Annotated in this window: 13 protein-coding genes, 1 pseudogene and 1 riboswitch; of the genes and pseudogenes, 9 read left to right on the forward strand and 5 right to left on the reverse strand. The window is 73.5% G+C overall.

Translation table 11 applies throughout. From position 1 onward, the window contains the following. The first annotated feature begins 1,006 nt into the window (after positions 1-1,006). From V1634_RS02960 to V1634_RS02980, 5 genes are all read left to right on the forward strand, one after another. Positions 1,007-1,612 (forward strand): class I SAM-dependent methyltransferase, encoded by a 606-nt coding sequence (locus V1634_RS02960; protein ID WP_331206244.1) that lies wholly within the window; start codon positions 1,007-1,009, stop codon positions 1,610-1,612. Positions 1,613-1,693: 81 nt separating this feature from the next. Beyond that, entirely contained in the window at positions 1,694-3,373 is a 1,680-nt protein-coding gene (locus tag V1634_RS02965) for an ABC-F family ATP-binding cassette domain-containing protein (RefSeq protein ID WP_331206170.1), read from the forward strand. A gap of 139 nt (positions 3,374-3,512) precedes the next feature. After that, a complete protein-coding gene (locus V1634_RS02970) occupies positions 3,513-4,595 on the forward strand; it encodes a lysylphosphatidylglycerol synthase domain-containing protein (protein WP_331206171.1) in 1,083 nt (360 codons plus the stop codon). Between the two features lie 45 nt (positions 4,596-4,640). Further along, positions 4,641-5,888, forward strand: coding sequence for a glycosyltransferase family protein (locus V1634_RS02975; protein ID WP_331206172.1), 1,248 nt, complete (start codon positions 4,641-4,643; stop codon positions 5,886-5,888). Beyond that, positions 5,885-6,643, forward strand: a complete 759-nt coding sequence (locus V1634_RS02980; protein WP_331206173.1) for a class I SAM-dependent methyltransferase — start codon at positions 5,885-5,887, stop codon at positions 6,641-6,643. Before V1634_RS02975 ends, V1634_RS02980 begins: the two co-directional genes overlap by 4 nt. Positions 6,644-6,689: 46 nt before the next feature. On the opposite strand, the gene V1634_RS02985 is transcribed toward V1634_RS02980, so the two are convergent. Beyond that, positions 6,690-8,399 carry an ArnT family glycosyltransferase gene (locus tag V1634_RS02985; RefSeq protein WP_331206174.1) on the reverse strand — a complete coding sequence of 570 codons (1,710 nt, stop codon included), beginning with the start codon at positions 8,397-8,399 and terminating at the stop codon, positions 6,690-6,692. Further along, the gene (locus V1634_RS02990) at positions 8,396-9,343 is read right to left on the reverse strand and encodes a glycosyltransferase family 2 protein (protein ID WP_331206175.1); all 948 of its coding nucleotides are present in this window, start codon (positions 9,341-9,343) and stop codon (positions 8,396-8,398) included. Before V1634_RS02990 ends, V1634_RS02985 begins: the two co-directional genes overlap by 4 nt. A gap of 291 nt (positions 9,344-9,634) precedes the next feature. Between V1634_RS02990 and V1634_RS02995 the strand changes: the two genes are divergently transcribed. Beyond that, positions 9,635-10,582, forward strand: a complete 948-nt coding sequence (locus V1634_RS02995) for an aldo/keto reductase (RefSeq protein WP_331206245.1) — start codon at positions 9,635-9,637, stop codon at positions 10,580-10,582. Between the two features lie 203 nt (positions 10,583-10,785). Here V1634_RS02995 and V1634_RS03000 read toward each other — a convergent pair whose 3' ends face one another. From V1634_RS03000 to V1634_RS03010, 3 genes are all read right to left on the reverse strand, one after another. Beyond that, on the reverse strand, positions 10,786-11,706 hold the full coding sequence (locus V1634_RS03000; protein WP_331206176.1) for a DUF559 domain-containing protein: 921 nt from the start codon (positions 11,704-11,706) through the stop codon (positions 10,786-10,788). Between the two features lie 443 nt (positions 11,707-12,149). Then, positions 12,150-12,710, reverse strand: coding sequence for a hypothetical protein (locus V1634_RS03005; protein WP_331206177.1), 561 nt, complete (start codon positions 12,708-12,710; stop codon positions 12,150-12,152). Positions 12,711-12,819: 109 nt separating this feature from the next. Then, positions 12,820-18,696, reverse strand: coding sequence for a ThuA domain-containing protein (locus V1634_RS03010; RefSeq protein ID WP_331206178.1), 5,877 nt, complete (start codon positions 18,694-18,696; stop codon positions 12,820-12,822). A gap of 341 nt (positions 18,697-19,037) precedes the next feature. Further along, positions 19,038-19,148: riboswitch (TPP riboswitch) on the forward strand. Here V1634_RS03010 and thiE point away from each other — a divergent pair. From thiE to thiS, 3 genes and pseudogenes are all read left to right on the forward strand, one after another. Continuing rightward, a pseudogene (gene thiE / locus V1634_RS03015) lies at positions 19,143-19,760 on the forward strand (thiamine phosphate synthase); the annotation flags it as partial. Its footprint overlaps the riboswitch before it by 6 nt. A gap of 95 nt (positions 19,761-19,855) precedes the next feature. Then, the gene (gene thiO / locus V1634_RS03020; protein ID WP_331206179.1) at positions 19,856-21,154 is read left to right on the forward strand and encodes a glycine oxidase ThiO; all 1,299 of its coding nucleotides are present in this window, start codon (positions 19,856-19,858) and stop codon (positions 21,152-21,154) included. Then, on the forward strand, positions 21,145-21,345 hold the full coding sequence (thiS, locus tag V1634_RS03025) for a sulfur carrier protein ThiS (RefSeq protein WP_331206180.1): 201 nt from the start codon (positions 21,145-21,147) through the stop codon (positions 21,343-21,345). The genes thiO and thiS overlap by 10 nt, the downstream gene beginning before the upstream one ends. Positions 21,346-21,347 lie beyond the last annotated feature (2 nt).

Below are 21,347 nucleotides of genomic sequence, written 5' to 3' on the forward strand. Positions count from 1 at the left end.
AGGCACGGGCCGGCCGCCCGGCATCATCCGGTCGCGGGGCCCGGGCCGGTCACCGGTGACCGGCCGCCCGGTGCCCGGTGCCGGTCGGCCGCCGGGAACTCCGTCTTCGGGTGCGGCCAGGTGGCGACCGCTACCGGCCGGGCGTGCCGGGCTGCCGGGAGGCAGCCGATCCGGGCCGGGACGATTCGGGGGCAGCCGGTCGGGCCTCCGGCCGCCGGGAGGTCCGAGCAGGTCGGAGCCAGGCTTGTCCACCGGCGGGTAGCCGGCGGCCGGCCCGGGGCCGTCGGGCTCGGGGGCGCCGTGCCGGGCCCGCCGGGACCGTTCGCCGGGCGCCACAGAACGTCCCGGGCCGTCCGGCGCGGGGCCGGGAGACGGCTCCGGGTACCGGGCGCCGGGGCCGTCGCCGTACCGGCCGGCCGGTGCGTCCGCCGGGCGTCGGCCGGCCGGTGCGTCCGGGTACCGGCCGGCGGGGGTCTGCGGTTGCCGGCCGGCCGGTGCGTCGGCGTGCCGGCCGATCGGTCCCTCGGCGTGCCGGACCGGCCCGTCCTGGTATCTGCCCGAGGTGTCCCCGGGAAGCCCCGGGGCCGCTGCTGACCGGCCTGGACGGTCTGCCGGCCGCCCCGGGCCGTCGACCGACCAGCCGCGCGAGGAGCCGGGTCCGGCAGGGTCGGCAGTGGACGGACCGAAGCGGGAGCCCGCCGGTAACCCGTCCGAACGGTCGGCACCGGACCGGCGCCGGGCCGCCCTCCCCGGCGGCGGACCGTCCTTCGGATCCGGATCGAGCGAGGGCTCATCGGCGGGATCTCGTCGAGACCGGGGCGGCCCACCGCCCGGTCCGGGTCCACGCCCATAAACCATGTCGCACAGGGTAACGGAAATGCGGATCGGCGCGCCGCCGCAGATGAGTCACAGTTGGTGGGAGAGTGGTCATTTGCCCGGAAGCCGGGCAGGGCCCGGAGTACGGCCACCCGGCAGCGCACTCTGACGGTAGGCGAGAATGCGTGGCGTGACCGGCGACCACTACTTCAGCACCGAGCCCGTGACCAGCGCCGACCGGCGTACGGTGGCGTTCTCCGTCGAGGGGGACGACTACTCGCTGACCTCTTCGGCCGGGGTCTTCTCCGCCGACCGGCTCGATCCGGGCACCGCCGTACTGCTGCGCAAGGCCGAGCTGCCCGGTGCGCAGACCAGTGGAGCACTGCTCGACCTGGGCTGCGGGTACGGGCCGATCACCTGCGTACTCGCCACCAGGGCGGTCGCGGCCACGGTCTGGGCGGTCGACGTCAACGCCCGGGCCCGCGAACTCACCGGCGAGAACGCGCAGCGGCTCGGCCTCACCGACCGGGTACGCGTCGCGGCGCCGGACGAGGTGCCGGACGACGTCACCTTCTCCCAGGTGTGGTCGAACCCGCCGATCCGGGTCGGCAAGGAGGAGCTGCACGGCATGCTGCGGCGCTGGCTGCCCAGGTTGGCGCCGGACGGGGTGGCCTGGCTGGTGGTGGCCCGGCATCTCGGTGGCGACTCGCTGCACCGCTGGCTCGTCGAGGCCGGCTGGCAGGTCGAGCGGCATGCCAGCCAGAAGGGTTACCGGGTACTCCGGGTCACCCGCTGACCCGCGCGCAGCGCCCGGGGGCGCTGTCAACCGGCCGAAACCCGGTATCGGCGGGCAGGGTGGCTGGGGCAGTATGCCGACGTGGGTTACGTGGACGTCGTCGGAGTCGGGCACATCCTGCCGGACGGCCGCGAGTTGTTCGCCGACGTCTCCTTCCGGGTCGGCGAGGGCGGCAAGGTCGCCCTGGTCGGGCCGAACGGCGCCGGCAAGACCACCCTGCTGAAGATGGTGGCCGGGGATCTGCCCACCCGGACCGGAGCCATCGCCCGCGCCGGCGGGCTGGGCGTGATGCGCCAGTTCATCGGCATGATCGGCGACGAGTCGACGCTGCACGACCTCGTACTCTCGCTCTCGCCGCCGGTCTTGCGCGCCGCCGGGGAGCGGCTGGCGGCGGCCGAGGCGGCGCTGCACGCCGCCGAGGTGCGCGGCAAGTTCAGCAGCGCCGCCGGCAGGGCCCAGCTCGGGTACGCGGACGCGCTGAGCGCCTGGGGCGAGGCCGGCGGCTACGACGCCGAGGTGCTCTTCGACACCGTCTCCACGATCGTGTTGGAGCTGCCCTGGGAGAAGACCCGCGACCGGCCGGTACGCACCCTCTCCGGCGGGCAGCAGAAGCGGTTCGCCCTGGAGCTGCTGCTGCGCGGCATCGACGAGGTGTTGCTGCTCGACGAGCCGGACAACTTCCTCGACGTCCCGGGCAAACGCTGGCTGGAGGGGCGGCTGCGGGAGTCGGCGAAGTCCGTCCTCTACGTCTCGCACGACCGGGAGCTGCTGGCCCGTACCGCCGACCGGGTGGTCGCGGTGGAGGGCGGCAGCGCCTGGGTGCACCCTGGCGGCTTCGGCAGCTGGCACGAGGCCCGGCTCGCCCGGCACGACCGGCTGGAGGAGCAGCGCCGCCGCTGGGACGAGGAGCACCAGAAGCTGCGCGAGCTGATGCTGATGTACAAGCAGAAGGCGGCGTACAACGACGGGATGGCCTCCCGCTACCAGGCGGCGCAGACCCGGCTGCGCAAGTTCGAGGAGGCCGGGCCGCCACCGGTACCCCCGAAGGACCAGGACATCCGGATGCGGCTGGCCGGCGGGCGTACCGGCAAGCGGGCGATCGTCTGCGAGCAGGTCGAACTGGACGACCTCACCTTCCCGTTCGACCTGGAGGTCTGGTACGGCGACCGGGTCGCCGTGCTCGGCGCCAACGGGACCGGGAAGTCGCACTTCCTCCGCCTGCTCGCCCGGGGCGGCACCGACCCGGATCCGGCGAGCGGTCCGGTCGACGGCGGCCCGGCCCTGGCTCCGGTCCGGCACGGCGGGGTGGCCCGGCTGGGTGCCCGGGTGCGGCCCGGCCACTTCTCCCAGACGCACGACCGGCCGGATCTGCTCGACAAGACCCTGGTCGAGGTGCTGTGGCGGGGCGACGACCACCGGGCCGGGATGGACCGGCACGGTGCGATGAAGGCGCTGAACCGGTACGAGCTGGCCGGCCAGGGCGACCAGCGGTTCGGCACGCTCTCCGGTGGACAGCAGGCGCGGTTCCTGGTGCTGTTGCTGGAACTCTCCGGTGCGACCCTGCTGCTGCTGGACGAGCCGACCGACAACCTGGACCTGGCCTCGGCCGAGGCGCTGGAGGCCGGCTTGCTGGCGTTCGAGGGGACGGTGCTGGCGGTCACCCACGACCGCTGGTTCACCCGGTCGTTCGACCGCTTCCTGCTCTTCCGGGGCGACGGCGAGGTGGTCGAGACGACGGAACCGGTCTGGGACGTCGCCTGAGTGGGGCGTGGGTCCGGGCCTGGACCGTGGTCGGGACCGCTGATCGTTGGCTGCCGAGCGCTGTTCGCCGCCGGGTCGGCCGGCGCCGCTCCGCGTGGCTCTCCGGGCTGGTGACGTAACGCGGAGTATCGTCCCCGCCGTGGTGCCGCGCGGAACCGGCAGGTGGCGCCTGGCGCGCGGGGCCGCCCAGGTCACGGTGACCGGGGCCTTCCTCGGCCTCGTCGGCTGGTCGGTGGCGCGGCGGTGGCCCGAGGTACCGGCCGTGCTCGGCGAACTTTCCCCGCCGGGCCTGTTGCTGGCCGGACTGGCCGCCGCCGTCGCCGGGCTCTGCGGCTGCCTGGCCTGGCGGGCCATCCTGACGGACTTCGGCGTCGACCTTCCACTGCGCGGCGCGGCGCGGATCTTCTTCGTCGGGCAGTTGGCGAAGTACCTGCCCGGCAAGGTGTGGCCGATCCTCGTGCAGGCCCGCCTCGGTCGGGCGTACGGGGTGCCGGGGCGGGCGTCGGCGGTCGCCGCGCTGCTGGCGATGCTGGTCACGCTCGGTACCGGCCTGCTGCTCGCCGCCGCCGCCCTGCCGCTGCTCGGCGACCGGGCCGTCGCGGACTACTGGTGGGTCCTGCTGGCCGTCCCGCCCGCGCTGCTGGTGCTCTGGCCGCCGCTGGTGAACCGGATCCTCGCCGCGCTGCTCCGGCTGGCCCGCCGCGAGCCGATGCCCCGGCCGCTCTCCGCGCGCGGCATCGGCGGGGCCGTCGGCTGGTCGCTCGCGACCTGGCTCGGCTACGGTGCGCACCTCTGGCTGCTCCTGGCCGACATCGGTGCGGGCGGCGGCCCGGACCTGCTGCTCCGCTCGATAGGCGCCTTCGCCGGGTCGTGGTCGGTCGGGTTCCTGCTGGCCGTCGCGCCGGCCGGGGTCGGTCCCCGGGAGGTGGCGCTGCCGCTGCTGCTCGGCCCGACCGTCGCCGGGCCGGCCGCGCTGGTCGCCACCGTGCTGTCCCGGCTGCTGCTGACCACGGTGGACCTGCTCCTGCCGGCCGTCGCGGTCTCGCTGCGGTGGTCGGGGCGTCGACTCTCCCGCCGGGTACCCCGGCAGCAGCCGCCACCCCCCGGGTCGTCCCCGGCCGGCTCGTCCTCGGCGGGGGCGGCCTCGGTCGGACCGCCGTCGGCCGGGGGGCCGGAGGTGCGGGGAGTGGAGCCGGCGGACCCGGCGACGCGCCAGCCGTGACGACAGAACGTGCCCGGAGGCGTACGGCGCGTTACGCTGCTGCTCGTGCGCTGGCTGGTGTTCGGCAGCTACGACGTACGGCGACATTCCCGGGTCGGCGTACTCGTCGAGGGGCTCCGGGCAGCCGGCGACGAGGTGACCGAGCTGAACGAACCGTTGACGATGGACACCGCCGCCCGGATAGCCGTGCTCCGGCAGCCGTGGCGACTCCCGCTGCTCGCCGGCAAGCTCGCCCGCTGCTGGACCCTGCTCGTGGTGCGCGCCCTCCGCCAGCGGTACGGCACCCGCACCGGTGCGGTCGACGCCGTACTGGTCGGCTATCTCGGACACTTCGACGTGCACCTGGCCCGGCTGCTGTTCCGGGGTACGCCGATCGTGCTCGACCACCTCGTCTCCGCCGCCGGCACGGCCCGGGACCGGGGACTCGCCGACGCCCGAGGTGCCCGGGCACGGCTGATGCGGGCGATCGACGACGCCGCACTGCGCCGCGCCGACGTCGTACTGGTGGACACCGCCGAGCATCTCGACACGCTCCCGGTGCCAGCCCGGGACCGGGGAATCGTGGTACCCGTCGGAGCCGGCGCAGAGTGGTTCGCCGCCGGTGCCCGTACCGCCCGGGAGCGCTGGCCCGCCGACCCGGCCGGCGACGGCCGATGGCGGCTGCGGGTCGTCTTCGTCGGCCTCTTCACCCCGTTGCACGGCACCCGGACCCTGGGCGCCGCGCTGGCCGCACTGGCCGCCGACGACTCGATCGAGGTGACAGTGGTCGGCACCGGACAGGACCATCCCGGCTGCCGCCGGGCCGCCGCCGACAACCCCCGGGTGACCTGGCACGACTGGATACCGGCGGCTGAGTTGCCCGCCTTCGTCGCCGGCCACCACGTGTCACTGGGCATCTTCGGCGAGACGGCGAAGGCCGGCCGGGTGGTACCGACGAAGGTCTTCCAGGGCGCCGCCGCCGGCTGCGCCGTCGTCACCTCCGACACCGCACCGCAACGCCGGGCGCTCGGCGACGCGGCCGTCTTCGTGCCGGCCGGCGACCCGGCCGCGCTGGCCGACGCGCTGCGCGACCTGGCCGGCGACCCGGACCGGCTCGCCCGGCTGCGCCGGGCCGCCCGGCGGCGCGCGCTCGAACACTTCTGGCCGGCGACCGTCGTGGCCCCGGTCCGGCACCGGATCGACCCCACCGTCGGCCGGGACGCCGGCCCGGCCGGGGCGTCGACGGACACTGCCGGCACCGCGAGCCCGGCCGGTGGCAACCTGACCGCCGGCCCGGTCTGGTGGCTCGGATGACCGCGCTGGCGGCCGACCCGCCGCTGCCACCCCGGGCGGCCCTGCGCTGGCACGTCGTACGCCGGCTCGTGGCGGAGTGCCGGCCGCGGACCATCCTCGAACTCGGCTGCGGGCTCGGCTCCGTCGGCACCCGGCTGGCCCGGCTGGCCAACTACACCGCGGCCGAACCCGACCCGCGCAGCTTCCAGACCGCGTACGCCCGGATCACCCCGCTGGGCGGGACGGTGCACAACGGGGACCACCGGCAGGTACCGGCGGCCGGCGGCTACGACCTGGTCTGCGCGTTCGAGGTGCTGGAACACATCGCCGACGATCTGCCGGTACTGACGGAGTGGCTGGCCCTGGCCAGGCCCGGCGGACACCTGCTGCTGTCGGTACCCGCCGACCCGGAGCGGTTCGGCCCCTGGGACACCCTGGTCGGGCACTACCGGCGGTACTCCGCCGGGCAACTCCGGCAGCGGCTGCTCGACGCCGGTGCCACCGACGTCCGCCTCGTGCACTACGGCTGGCCGCTCGGCTACCTGCTCGACTCCGTACGGGACCGCTGGGCGGGTCGCCGAGCCGATCCTCCCGCTGGCGCCGGTGACGCGTCCGGGACCGCCGAGGAGCGCACCTCGACCTCCGGGCGGATCCTGCAACCGCGCGGCGTCCTGGCCGGCGAGGCGATCCGGCTGGCCGTCTCGCCGTTCGTCGTCCTCCAGCGGATGCGCCCGGACCGCGGGCCGGGCCTCGTCGCGCTCGCGACCCGCCCGTAGCTTCCGCCGCCAGCGCGGTGCCGTCGCGCCAGGGCCCGGCGCCGGATCACCGGCCGCCGGCGGTGCCGTCCAGAGCGCCGAACGGGACCAGCGCGTACGGCCCGTCCCGGGCCACGGCGAGGGACTCGACCGAGGCGGGCAGCCACTCCGGCCGCTTGTCCAGGTTGACCAGAACCAGATCCTCGGGGCGGGTCGGCTCGACGTGCAGCGTCGCGGCGGTGAGCTGCCGGGGCTTCAACCGCCAGTAGTACGCGAGCCAGCGGGCACTCGTCGCCCCCGGGCCGGCGACCCAGGCGTACCGCTGACCGGCCGGTGGCGGATGCCCGGCCACGAGCCGGCCGGCCCCGGCAGGTTCGTCCAGCAGGCGGTGCCGGTCCGGGCCGACGACCAGCATCCCGAGGTACGCCCCGAGGGCCGCCCCGACCAGCGTCGCCGCCGTCACCCGGACCCGCCGTCGCGCCAGCCACCTCCTGGTCCGGACGAACCGGCGCACCGCCTCCGGCGTACCAGCGGCGGCGCCCTCCACGGCGGCTGCGTCGAGGCCGTCGTCCGGAACCGGGCCGGTGAGCCGGCCGACGAGTCGGTCCAGCAGCACACCCATCCCGACCAGTCCGACCACCAGCACCGGATAGGACCAGTACGAGTGGACGTAGGCGCCGTTGCTCAACCCGAGCATCCAGGCGGCGGTGAACGCGACCGCCATCGCCAGGTAGACCCGGGTACGCCGATCCAGCAGCCCGACCACCACGCCGACCGGAAGCGCGCCGATGTACCAGAGCGGCAGCAGGTCGTAGGCGTAGTGCCACTGCCGACGGAGGAACTGCCGCACGGTGTAGCCACCACCGGTACTGCGCAGTTCGGCCTGCCCGCCGAGCATCGCCATCCCGGTCACCCCGACCACGAAGGCCAGGCTGATCGCGATCCCGGCCAGCATGCTCGCGCCGACCAGTACCGTCACCCGGTCGACCCGACGGGCCGCCAGCAGCCACAGCCCGAGTACGGCGGCGAACCCGACACCGGGCCAGGAGACCAGGGTGCTGAGCAGCGCGGCGCCGCAGGTCGCGGCGACGAGCCGGGGCGCCGGATCGGGGCGGGTGCGCAGCCGCAGCACCAGGGCGGAGAGGGCCAGGATCGGCCCGAGGTCGAACATCAGCGGGCTGTAGATCCAGTAGAACGGAGTGGCCACCATCAGGCCGAGCGCCAGCAGGGTGGCCGACCAGCGCAACCCGAGGCCACGCAGCAGGGCGGCACCGGCCGGGACGATCAGCAGCGCCAGCAGGTACGCCGGCAGCCACACCTGGTATTCACCGTCCCCCGGCAGCAGGCCGGTCAGCGCGGTGAGCAGGTTGAGCAGCGGCGGGTGGTGCGCGTACGGCGTCGAGGCGTAGGGGAGCCAGTCGGCACCGAAGTGCGAGCCGAGGACTCCCTGCTCCTGGAGGTTGCGCAGGTGCAGCGCGTACCGGCCGATGATCCGGCCCAGGTGGTTGTCGCCGAACGGCATGCCGAGCAGCGGAAACCAGGTCAGCGCGACGACGCCGGTGATCGCGGCGACACCGGCCCGGCCCAGCCGTTCCACCCGGTCCGACCGCTCCACCCGGTCCGGACCCGACCCGGACCGGTCGTCGATCGGCGCCTCGGGGCGCCCGGCGGACGGCGCCGGCCCGCTCTCGCGTACCCGGGCGACCGTGTCCCGGACCCGGAGGCCGATGCCCCGGACCCGGAGCAGCGCGGTGGCGGTCGGCACCGCTTCGCTCACGAGCGGTTCCCGGGCGGCCAGTCGACTCTGGACCGCACGATGAGGTCGGCGAGCAGCGCCACCGCGCCGACGATCAGGCCGGCGCAGAGCAGCAGCACCGTGTTGGTCGCGATCCTGACCGGATGCGCGACCAGGTCGTAGACGACCTTTCCGGAGCCGACGGCGAGCAGCAGCAACGACGGCGGCATCAGCACCTTGAGCGGGTTGAAGTACATCACCATCCGGAGCACCTGGAGGAGATAGCGGTAGGCGTCCCGGACGAAGTGGAACTTCGACGAGCCCGACCGGCGGGCGTAGGAGATCGGCACGTAGTGCACGTCGTGCTGGTTGTGCAGGAACGCCATCGTGATCGTCGTGACGCAGGAGAACCCGGGCGGAAGCAGCCGGAGGTAGGGCAGCGACACGTCCCGGCGGAAGGCCCGCAACCCGGAGTTGAGGTCGGGGATGCGGGTGCCGGCCAGCCGCTCGGCGATCTTGCGGATGAGCCACTTCGCCGGTACCCGGAGGAACTTGTGGCTGCCCTGCTCGCTGGTACGGGCGCCGACGACCTGGTCGACGTGCGGGTCCCGGAGCAGCAGCCGGACGAACTCGGGGATCCGCTCGTTCGGATAGGTCATGTCCGCGTCGGTCCACACCACGATGGCGCCGCGCGCCTGTTCGGTGCCGATCCGGCGGGCCGTGCCGGAACCGCCGTTGCGGTGGAACGCCAGCAGCCGGAGCCGGGGAAAACGGCCGGTCGCCGCCCGCAGGATCTCCAGCGTGTCATCGGTGGAGGCGTCGTCGATCGCCAGCAATTCGTAATTGAGGCCGCTGTCGTCCATTGCCGCGCAGATGCGCTCGATTTCCGTCAGCACGTGCGCCTGCTCGTTGTAGCAGGGAAGGACGACCGTCACCTCGACCGGCGCGTTGGTCTCCCTGCTGACCTGGGCGGGGACGACGGACATCTCCGAACCGGGCCGGTCGAATCGGCCGTTCACCGCCATGTGAACCCGCCTTTCGACGCCTCGCGCGGCGACCATGAACGGCACGGGAAAATCGCAGAGGTCGCCGTATCCGTGCCCACGATATAGCAGTTTCCGGCGTACGCGCGCGACGCGCCAGCGCACCAGTCGATTTCACGTACGTGAATCGTCGTCGAATTATCTTCTCGAATGGCGTCCCCTGGCCGGGTGAGCGTACTCCGGTGCGAAGTCCCCGGTCCTGGGCGACGGCATAGGGTTGATCTCGTGACTGAGATGACCTACCGCCGGTTGGGCGACTCCGGGCTCGTGGTGTCCGTCGTCGGAGTCGGCTGCAACAACTTCGGCCGCAAGCTCGACGTCGCCGGCACCCGGGCCGTGGTCGACGCGGCCCTCGACGCCGGCATCAACCTCTTCGACACCGCCGACATCTACGGCGAGCCGCACGGCGGGTCGGAGGAGCAGCTCGGTGCCGCGCTCCGCGGCCGGCGCGACGACGTCGTGCTGGCGTCCAAGTTCGGCATGAGCATGTCCGGGATGAACGGGCCGGACCTCGGCGCCCGGGGCGCCCGGCGCTACGTCGCCCGGGCGGTCGAGGCGTCCCTGCGCCGGCTCGGCACCGACCACATCGACCTCTACCAGATGCACGAGCCGGACCCGGGTACGCCGATCGAGGAGACGTTGAGCGCTCTGGACGACCTGGTCCGGGCCGGCAAGGTCCGCTACCTCGGCAACTCCAACTTCACCGGTTGGCAGATCGCCGACGCGGCCTGGACGGCGCGTACCGGGGGCTACACGCCCTTCATCAGCGCGCAGAACGAGTACAGCCTGCTGAACCGGGGCGTGGAGGCCGAGGTGGTGCCGGCCGCCCGGCACTTCGGGCTCGGCCTGCTGCCGTTCTTCCCGCTCGCCGACGGGCTGCTCACCGGCAAGTACAAGCGGGGCGCCCAGCCACCCTCCGAGAGCCGGCTCGCCGGCAGCAGCCCGAGGTACGCCGCCCGGCTCGCCTCCGCACCGTGGGACACCATCGAGGCACTGGAGAAGTACGCGGCCGAGCGCGGCCGGTCCCTGCTGGACGTGGCGATCGGCGGCCTGGCCGCCCAGCCGGCGGTGACCTCGGTGATCGCCGGTGCCACCACCCCCGACCAGGTACGCGCCAACGCCAACGCCGGCCGCTGGCAGCCCACCCCGGACGACATCTCCGCCCTGCGCGCCCTCCTCTGAGAACCCCGCCGGACCGGCGCCGCCGCATCCGACGCCGCCAACCGCCGCACCCGACGCACCCGGCGCCGCCAACCGCCGCACCGACGCATGTGGCGCCGCCAACCGGCGCACCGACGCACGTGGCGCCGCCAACCGCCGCACCGTGTCGGCGCTGCGGCACCCGACGGTGTCGACCTGGACACCAGAGGCGTTACCCGGGACAGTTAGCGCCTCTGGTGTCCAGGTGAGTGGAGGCGTTCCCGGATGGCCTGGGCCACCTGGGCGACAACTCTCGCGGGGTGCCGCAGGACGTCGTCGGCGGTGAAGCGGAGCACCACCCAGCCGGCGGCGCGGAGATCGTTCAGCCGGGCGACGTCCTGGCGGAAGTGCGCCCGCTCGCGGTGGTGGTCGCCCTCGTACTCGATGGCGATCCGCAGCCGTGGATACCCGAGGTCCACCCGGCCGACGAACCGCCCCCGGGCGGCGTACACGTCGTGCTGTGCCGTCGGCGGTGGCAGGCCGGCGTCGACGAGCAGGAGCCGCAGGCGGGTCTCCATCGGCGACTCGCTGAGCGGTTCCGCCGGGCCGAGGACCTCGCGCAGCAGCGGTACGCCAAGCCAGCCGGGACGCGCGGCGAGATAGTCGGTGAGTGCGGCGGGCTTCACCAGCCGACGGTTCAGCAGCGCGTCCACCGCCACCACCGCCTCGGTACGCGGCGGCTTCCGTCCCAGGTCGAACGCGGTACGCACCGGCGTGGTGACCGGCAGTCCGCCGAACCGGGTCACGTCGTCGGCGGAGAGTTTCGCGAGCGTGTAGCGAACCCGTTCCTGCGGACGGGGGCGGGTGACACCCGGCACCAGCACGGTGACCGGGGCGTCCCGGGGGAGCAGCCGCACGCCCCACAGGTGTGCGGCGCTCAGCCCGCCGATGGCCGCGCCCGGGGGCAGGGTGAGCGCGACCGCGTCGCACCACATCCGGTGGTCGTCCTCCCGGTAACCGTCGCGGTGCACATAGACGTCGGGAAGCAGCCGGCGCCAGGCCGGCCCGCGCAGCATGCTCCGGCTGACCAGCCCCTCCGACACGGCCACTCTGGCCGAGAAGGGCAGGAACGCCAACCGGGCCGGCACCCGGGGACGACGAGGCATCGGACCAGCGTGCCGCAGCCCTGGCCGTCGCGCTGCCCCGTCCACCAGCAACGCCAGCCCCCGGCCACCCGCCCCTACCGCCGGGGAAACCGGCCGCCGGGGTCCGCTGCGGCTGGGAAAGCCGCCACCGGGGAAGCTGCCGCCCGGGGGAGCCGCCAGCGGAGAACGCTGCCGCCGGGGAAGCTGCCGGCGGGGCAGAAGCTGCCGGCGGAATCGGACGCTGAACGGTGTGGACCTGGACACCAGAGGCGCTACCCGGGGCGGTTAGCGCCTCTGGTGTCCAGGTGAGTGGGATCAGGCGCGGGGTGTCCAGGTGAGTGGGATCAGGCGCGGAGTGTCCAGGTGAGTGGGATCAGGCGCGGGGTGTCCAGGTGAGTGGGATCAGGCGCGGGGTGTTCAGGTGCGGCGGGTGCGGAGTGTTCAGGTGCGGAGGGGCGGAGTGTTCAGGTGCGGCGGCGGGTGCGTACCAGGAGGGCGCCGAGGGTGGCGACGGTGGCGAGTGCCAGCGCGGCGCCGGCCAGCCACCACAGCCGGGTGGTCGAGGTGTCGGCCGCGCCGGACGCGCCGGCCGCACCTGGCGCGGGCGCCGGCGGGGCGGCCTGGGCGGCGCGGGCCTGCACGACCACCTGCACCGTGGCCGGGGTGGGCTTCGGCGCGGTGACCGTGACCTGCCACGGTCCGGGAGTGAGCACCGGCCCGGTGCTGTAGAAGCCCTCCCCCTCGCCGGCCGGGTTGAGCTGGAGCGGACCGACCCTCCGGCCGCCCTCACCGGTGGCCGTCACCACCAGCCGTACGCCGTTGTCCAGCGGATGGCCGTCGGCGTAGCTGGCCTGCACGGTCACCCCGGTGGCGCCATCACCGGCGACCAGAAGTTTGATCTTGCCGCCGTGCGCCTCGGCGGGTGCCGCCGGGGCCAGTCCGGCGGCGAGGAAGAGCGCGCAGAGCAGCAGCGGTACGAGGACGGGCCGGACCGGCCGAGGGGAGTGCACTGGTCCACGTCGCATTTGCCGGTACTCCTTCCCGGCGGATCGTCCGCCGGACGGGTGCGGGTGCGGGGGCGGCCGATGGTGACCGACCGCCCCCGCGCTTACCTCCAGGTGCAGGACCTTCCGGTCAGAGCCTTCCGCCCCGCTTCACCCGGGTCGGGTCCTCGACCAGCCGACCGGTGCCCTGCACCGGCTTGCCGTCGTTGGCCCTGACCCCGGCGGCGCTCGGGCTGCCGCCGAGCCGGACGATCATCGCGTCAGCGTCCCGGACCAGTACGTCCCGGATCTCCGCCTCGGCGACCAGCCCGGCGTCCGTGGCGAGTTCCTTGAACTGGCCGAGCTGCTTGACCGCCCGGTTGTCGTTGCCGTTCGCCTCGGCCTGGCGGACCGTGTCGAGCTTGTTCGACAACTGCTTGTGCCCCTTGGCCGACAGCCGACCCGTCGCCTTGAACCGGTCCAGCAACTGCTGCATGTCCCGGAACGAGGTGGTGACGAAGAACCGTACGGTCGAGGTCGTCACGTTCCCGGCCCGGTCCGTCGCGGTCACGGTCAGCTCGTGCAGGCCGAGCGGCAGCTCGTACATCGCCTGCAGGGTGTTCGGCTGGTACGGCCGACCGTCCAGCGTGCCCACCGTCGCCTTGATCCCGGAGGTCGGGTCGACGGCCGACCAGTTCACCCGGACGTCCTGGCTGTCGCCGTAGAGCTGGCCGTCGGCCAGCCCGGAGACCAGCACGGTCGGCTTCACACCGTCGATCTTCAGGATCGCCGACTTGAGCGTCTCGGCGTTGCCGGCCGCGTCGGTGGCCCGGTAGAGCAGCTCGTGCTGCCCGTCCCCGGTCACGTTCACCGGCTCGGTGTACGCCGTCCAGGCGCCGCCGTCGAGCGACCACTCCAGTTTGGCCACCCCGGCACCGGCGTCGGTCGAGGTCAGCGTCACCGGGATGGTGCCGCCGTGCCAGCCGTCGTCGGTCGGCGGGGCGAACGCGGCGGTGCTGACCGGCGCGGTGGCGTCGATCTTCACCTCGACCGACTTCGTCGCCTCGACGTTGCCCGCCTCGTCGACCGAACGGAACCGCAGGGTGTGCGGGCCGTCCCCGGCGACCAGTACCGGCTCGGTGTAGGCCGTCCAGGTCGTCGCGCCGTCGAGCTGGTGTTCGGTCCGGGCCACCCCGCTGCCCCCGGCGTTGTCGGTGGCGGCGAGGGTCACCGTCACCGGGCCGGTGTGCCAGCCGCCGGTCGGGGTCCCCGACACCGTGGCGGTGGTCACCGGGGCGGCCTCGTCGACGGCCTCCGTGCTGAGCCGGAAGTAGTCGAACGAGACGGTCTTCGAGGCGGTCTGCGCCGCGCCGAGGCTGAACAGACCGATCCGCGGCGTGGCACCCACCGCGGTGTTGGTCAGCGGCGCCAGCTCCGTCCAGGTCGTCCCGTCCGTCGAGTACGCCGCCGTGTAGGTGTCGCCGGACTTCGCCAGTCGCAGGTGCCACACCGACCCGGTGAGGTTCGTCGCCTGCGGCTGCGGGTCCTGCACGGCCGCGCCGATCTCGCTGCGGAACTCGATCCGCCGCGTCACCGGCTGGCTCACCTGGTTGTCGGCGATGAAGTCGAACTTCAGGTAGTTGTCGTCGTCGCCGTAGACGATCAGGCCGGCCTGCTGGTACTGCTCGTTCAGACTGCTGCCGTCGACCTTCGTCTGGATCGTCCAGTCGCCCTCTGGGGCGGTCTGGAGCACGAAGTTCGTCGGCCCGGTGTTGTTGCCGGTGTAGATGTCACCGTTCGGCACGTCGACGTGCAGCGCGCCGTCGGCGACCCGGTAGCCGGTCGGGTCCTCCCGGACGATCCCGTCCCACCGGCACTTGTCCAGGCTGGTCCCGGTGAACTCGTCGTTCGGGGTCACCTCGCCGGCCGGCGCGTCCGGCGTGATCTGGAACCAGTCGAAGCTGGCGTCCACCACGGGTGCGGTGGTGCCGCCGTTCAGCGCGAACAGCCCGACCTTCGGGTCGTCGATGCCGGCCAGCGCCGCCGACCGGCCGACCGGGGTGAAGGTCTGCCCGTCGGCCGAGAAAGCCGCGGTCAGGTTCACTCCGTCGCTGGTCAGCCGCAGGTGGATCGTGTCACCGGCCGGTGCCGGTGCCGAGTCGCCGCCCTCGTTGCGCGGGGTGCCGGCGGTCTCCCGGATGAACTCCACGACCCGGCTGCCGTTGTACAGCAGGTCCAACTTGGCGTAGTTGTCGTCGTCGCCGTAGACGATCAGGCCGGCCTGCTGGTAGTTCTCGACCGCCGCCAGGCTGAGCTTGGTGGTGGCCTGCCAGCTACCGCTCGGCGCCGGTTGCAACACGACGTTGGTGGCGTCGTTGCGGGTGCCGTAGAGGTCGCCGACCGAGGTGGGCAGGACGAGCGCGCCGCCGCGTACACCGTGGAGCTGGTTCTCCCGGACCACCGTCGACCAGCGGGCCTTGTCCAGTTCGCCGCCGGTGAAGTCGTCCGAGCGGGCCCCGAAGCACGAGGTGTTCGGCGCCTCCACCTTGACGGTGACCGTGGCGTACGCGGCGGCGCCGCGCGCGTCCGTCACGGTCAGGGTCGCGGTGAACGTCCCCGGGCCGGTGTACGTGTGCGTGGCGTCCAGGGTGTTCGCCGTGCCCCCGTCCCCGAAGTCCCAGGCGTACGTCAGCGGGTCGTCACCCTCGGCGTCGCTGGCGGTGCCGTCGAAGCTCACCGCGACCGGCGCGGTGCCGGTGCTCGGGGTGGCGGTGGCGGTCACCGTCGGCGGCGCGTTGTCGGTGACACCCCGGCCGAGGAAGTCGACCCAGTTGACGTTGACGATCGCACCCGTGCCGGTGGCCCCGACCGGGTTGCGCGCCACGAAGAAGAGCGGCCCGCTCGTGGTGCTCGGTGCGGAAAGTTCGGCGGTGGCGTTGGCGAAGGTCTGCCAGCCGCCGGTGTCCGGCACCGTGGCGGTGGCCAGCACCGGGCCGTCGACGGCGCCGGACCGTACCTCGATCCGGGCGCCGCCGCCGGCCGAGGCGGCCCGGAACCGGAACCCGGTGATCCCGGTCAGGTTGGTCGGGTCGAAGCTCCAGTAGTCGCCGTCCTCGACCCAGCCGATGTTCTGGAAGCCGCCCTCGACGTCCGTGGTGGCCTGGGCCTGCACGCCGGGGTCACCGCCGCCGACGCCGTCCGGCGCCCGGCCGGTCGTCGCGAAGTATTCCGCCTGCTTCCGCTTCGGCTGGAGCTGCTCGATCGCCCGGCCGGTCAGCGGGTTGGAGCCGCCGGCCCCGCCGCCGTCGGTGTAGCTGGCCTCGAAGACCGCGAAGACGTTGGCGTCGGCGCCGTGCCCGGAGGCGAGCGAGGTCTGCACCGTGCCGGTGCAGCCGGCCTGGTCGTCCAGCGGGTGGGCGTGCTCGTCGTGACCCAGGTAGTACTGGAGGGTCACCCGGTCGCAGTCGATCTCCCCGTCCTCCGGGTCGGTCACCTTGACCGTGTATTTCACCTGGTCGCCCCAGTCGAAGAACCCGCCGTCCGGCGGGAACTCGATGGTCACCGTCGGGGCGGTGTTGCCGACCGTCACCGGTACGTTCGCCACCGCGGTCCGGCCGGTGTCGCCGGTGACGGTGAGCTGGGCGGTGTAGTTGCCGGCCGTCGCGTACGTGTGCGTCGGGTTCGGCTCGGTCGAGGTGCCGCCGTCACCGAAGGTCCAGGCGTAGCTGATCGGTCCGCCGTCCGGGTCCCGGGAGCCCTCGCTGGAGAAGGCAACGGTCAGCGGGGCGGTTCCGGAGGTGGGTTCGGCGGTGGCGACCGCGATCGGCGCCCGGTCACCGGCGATGTACTCGATCCGGTACACCCCGGAGTTGTCGTTGTTGCCGCCGAAGCCGCTGCCCCATTCGATCAGGTACAGCGCGCCGTCCGGTCCGAACTCGAAGTCCATCGGCCGGACGAAGGTCATCCCGGTGAGCAGCTGGTTGATGTCCACAAGAGACTTGCCGTCGTCGGTGACCTGGAAGGCGTACATCTTGTTCTGGTTCCACTCGCCGAACATCGCCTTGCCGTCGTAGTACGCCGGCCACTTGCGCTCGGACGGGTTCGCCGGGTCGTACCGGTAGACCGGCCCGCCCATCGGGGCACCGCCGCCGCCGATCTCCGGGAAGAGCGGGTTGCCGCTGTAGTCGTAGTCGACGCTCGCCGGGATCGCCGGGGGCAGGTTGGTCAGCCCGGTGTTGTTCGGCGAGTTGTTCACCGGTGCGGCGCAGTCGAACTTCGCCCCGCTCGGCCCGGACGGGAACTGGTAGTCGTTGTAGGCGTAGTTCGCGCCGTGGCAGTACGGCCAGCCGAAGTTGCCGGGCTGCGCGACGATGTTCCACTCGACCGTCCCCTCCGGACCGCGGTTCGGGTTCGCCGCTCCGGCGTCCGGGCCGTAGTCGGCCACGTAGAGGGTGTTCGACAACGGGTCGATGCCGATCCGGAACGGGTTCCGGAAGCCCATCGCGTAGATCTCCGGCCGGGTCCTCTCGGTACCCGGGGCGAAGAGGTTGCCCTGCGGGACCGTGTACGTCCCGTCGTCCTCCGGGTGGATCCGGAGCACCTTGCCGCGCAGGTCGTTGGTGTTGCCGGAGCTGCGCTGCGCGTCGAAGTCCTGCCGGCCCGGCCGCTCGTCGATCGGGGTGAAGGAGTTCGACTCGAACGGGTTGGTGTTGTCCCCGGTGGCCAGATAGAGGTTGCCGGCGCTGTCGAAGACCATGCTGCCGCCCGCGTGGCAGCAGGTGTTCCGCTGCGTCGGCACCTGGAGCACGATCTTCTCGCTGGCCGGGTCGAGGGTGTCGCCGACGACGGTGAACCGGGACAGGTGGTTGCGGGCCGCGCCGCCGTTCGGGGCGTAGTAGAGGTAGACCCACCTGTTGGTGGCGAAGTCCGGGTCGAGCCGGATGCCGATCAGCCCGTCCTCGTTGCCGGTGAAGACGTCGAGGTCGGCGGCGGTGACCGTGGTACCGGTCTCCGGCTTGATGATCTGGACCCGGCCGTCCCGCTCGATGTAGAAGACCCGCCCGTCGGCGGCGACGTCCAGCTCCATCGGGTTGTTGGTGTTGCTGTCCAGGGTGATCTTCTCGAAGCTGCTGGTCAGCGAGGCGGAGCAGTCGGCCTCGACGGCGCCGGCCGCGGTCCGGATGCCGCCGAGCAGATGGGCCAGGAACTCCGGCTCGGCGTACGACTGCTGGGTGTGGCCGCCGGCCGTGTACCAGGCCCGGCCGCCGTCGTACTCCTGGCACCAGGCGAACGGGTGGTCGTGCCCCATCGCCCCGGCGCCGGGGGCGTAGCTGGTCTCGTCCAGTGCGGCGAGCACGTGTACGTCGCCGCGCGGGTTGTCGCGGAAGTTGTACCACTCGTCGTACCGGGACCATCGTGCCGGGAGGTCCTTCGTGGACTCGTGAGCGTGGTCCTCGACCTTGATCGTGGCCTGCTGGTTGGCCGGGTGCGAGGCGAAGTACGCCCCGACCAGGTCGCCGTACCAGGGCCAGTCGTATTCGGTGTCCGATGCGGCGTGCACTCCGGCGTACCCGCCGCCGGCCTTGATGTAGCGCTCGAAGGCGGCCTGCTGCTCCGCGTTCAGCACGTCGCCGGTGGTCGAGAGCCAGATCACCGCCTGGTATCTGCCGAGGTTGGCGTCGGTGAACGCCGCCGCGTCCTCGGTGGCGTCGACGGTGAACCCGTGCTCGGCGCCGAGTTGCCGAATCGCGGCGATGCCGGTCGGGATGGAGTCGTGCCGGAAGCCGGCCGTCTTGGAGAAGACCAGCACGCTGAACGGTTCGGCGTCGGGGGCCAGTTCGAGTGCCGGCGCCTTCTTGACGGGTGCCTGGGCCTGGGGCAGGGCCGCCGGGGCGGCCGAGGCGGGGGTACCGGCCAGCGCGGTCGTGCCGAGCAGGAGTGCCGCGGTCGCGCCGACCAGGCGGCGCCGGAATCTGCGATGGGGGTGCGGGGGGTGCGAGGTGCCGCCGGAGCGGCCGGGGCTGGACACGGAGGATCTCCTTGGTCCGGTGAGGACAGGGGGATCCCGGGTCGGTACGCCGAAGACCGCCACGGGGTGTGGAGGGAGGACCGGAACTCGCCGAAGCACCGGCCGTCGAATTTTGCCTTGTGGTTGAACAAATTAGGGCCGCCTGCTGGGCGGCCGGAATAAGGCGCTGAGGTTAATTCAGGTAACGGTTACGTAACGAGGTGGAATCATCCGGATAGGACAGACATATCCGCCGGGCCGCTGGTCCCCAGCCCGGCGCACCGGTACGTGGTGGAGTGCTGACAGTGTGCGATAGGTCACGGCCCTTTACTGATCCGTGACCAGCCGCGTACGCTCGCCGACAAGTAACCCACGGGAGCCCGGTGGACCGGGCTGAGAGGGGGGCTGTCGAGCCCCCGACCGTCGAACCTGATCCGGGTAATGCCGGCGCAGGGAGGAGCGTTGCCGTGCTATCCATCGGACGACTTCACCTCATCACCGACACCCGGCCCGGGCGGGACCCGCTCGCGGTGGTCGACGCCGCCCTCTCGGTCGCCGGCCCCGAACTGGTCGTACAGGTCCGGGTGGCCGACGACACCGACGACCGGACGGCGTACGAGCTGGCCGCCGAGGTGGCCAGCCGGTGCGCCGCCGTCGGGGCGTCCTGCCTGGTCAACGACCGGCTGCACCTCGCACTCGCGATCGGGGCGGCCGGTGGGCACGTCGGCGCCCGCGACCTGCCGGTCGACGCCGCCCGCCGGGTGCTCGGCCCGGACGCCGTGCTCGGCGCGACCGCCCGGGACCCGGGTGCGGCGGCGGCCGCGGCCGGCGCCAGCTATCTCGGCGTCGGCCCCTGTCACGCCACCTCCACAAAGGACGGACTCCCCGCACCGATCGGCCCGGACGGGATCCGCCGGGTCGCCTCGGCGGTGCCGGTACCGGTGATCGCGATCGGCGGGATCACCGCCGACCGGGTGCCCGCACTGCTCGCCGCCGGGGCGTACGGCGTCGCCGTGGTGGGTGCCGTCTCCGGCGCCGCCGACCCGGCCAGGGCCACCGCCGATCTCCTCACCGCCCTCGCCACCGATCCGCCCCCACCCGATCCGGGACGGGGAACATCGCCGGGGTGGGACCCCCGGCGGGGTTCGCCGCACGCCGGCCCGGGTGCGGGAGCGGAAGGATGGTAGGCAAGGACAGGCAGGCGCACGTCGCGGCGGTAGGCGAGGACCGGCAGGCGCACGTCCCGGTGGTGGGCGGCGACCGGGCGGCAGACGTCGCGGTGGTCGGCGGCGGCCCGATCGGGCTCGCCGTCGCCTGGCGCTGCGCCGCCCGGGGCATGCGGGTCAGCATCCACGACGCCGCGCCCGGCTCCGGAGCCTCCGACGTCGCGGCCGGAATGCTCGCCCCGGTCGCCGAGAGCTACTTCGGCGAGCGGATGCTGACCGGACTGTTGGTCGAGTCCGCCGCCCGCTGGCCGGCCTTCGCCGCCGAACTCGCCGAAGCGACCGGGCTGGACCTGGGCTATCGGACCGAGGGGACGCTGACCGTCGCGCTCACCTCCGACGACCTGGCCGAGGCGGAGCGGCTCTGGACGTACCAGCGGAGCCTGGGACTGCCGGTGACCCCGCTGCGGCCGGCGGAGCTGCGCGACCGCGAACCGCTGCTGGCCACCCGGCTGCGCGGCGGCGCGCTCGCCGCGAGCGACCACCAGGTCGACCCGCGCCGGCTGGTCGCCGCGCTGCGGGTCGCCGTCGAACGGGCCGGGGTGACGGTACTGCCCCGGCCGGTCCGGGACCTCGCCGAGCTGGACGCGGCAGCGACGGTCGTCGCGGCCGGCTGCGGCACGGCGGCACTGACCGGCCTGCCGATCCGGCCGGTGAAGGGTCAGGTCCTGCGGCTGCGCGCGCCCGGCGGCGCGGCACCCGGCTTCCGGCACGTGATCCGGGGGCACGCCGACGGCCGGCACGTCTACCTGGTACCCCGGACCGACGGCGAGGTGGTGGTCGGGGCCACCGTGGAGGAGCGGGCCGACCTCGACGTCACCGCCGGAGCGGTACTCGACCTGCTCCGCGCCGCCACCGACGTGCTACCGGAACTCGCCGAGTACGAGCTGGTCGAGGCACGGTCCGGGCTGCGTCCCGGTACGCCGGACAACGCACCGCTGCTCGGCCCGCTGCCGGACCGGCCCGAGGTGGTGGTCGCGGCCGGGCACTTCCGGCACGGCATCGTGCTCACCCCGCTCACCGCCGACCTGGTCGCCGACCTGCTGGCCACCGGCGTACCGGATCCGGCGCTCGCGCCGCTCTCGCCGGCCCGGTTCGCCGACCCGGTCCCGCCGGGGCCGACCGGGCTCGGGCGTGCGACGCCAGCGGGTGCGGCGGCGGGTGCGGCGGCGGAGGCAGTTGACGGGCCGGTGCCCGGCGGGAGGCCGGGGCCGGACGACGGAACGACCAGGGTGGGGAGGACACGGTGGAGCTGACCGTGAACGGAGTCGAACAGCGGCTGCCCGGCGAGTTGACCGTGGCGGAGCTGGTACAGCGGATCACCAGCGCACACCGGGGCGTGGCGGTCGCGGTGAACGGTGAGGTGGTGCCGCGCGGCGGCTGGCCGGCCCGGCAACTCCGGGACGGCGACCGGGTCGAGGTGCTGACCGCGGCGCAGGGCGGGTGAGG

This window comes from Plantactinospora veratri, assembly GCF_036421995.1.
GTDB classification, from domain to species: Bacteria; Actinomycetota; Actinomycetes; order Mycobacteriales; family Micromonosporaceae; genus Plantactinospora; species Plantactinospora veratri.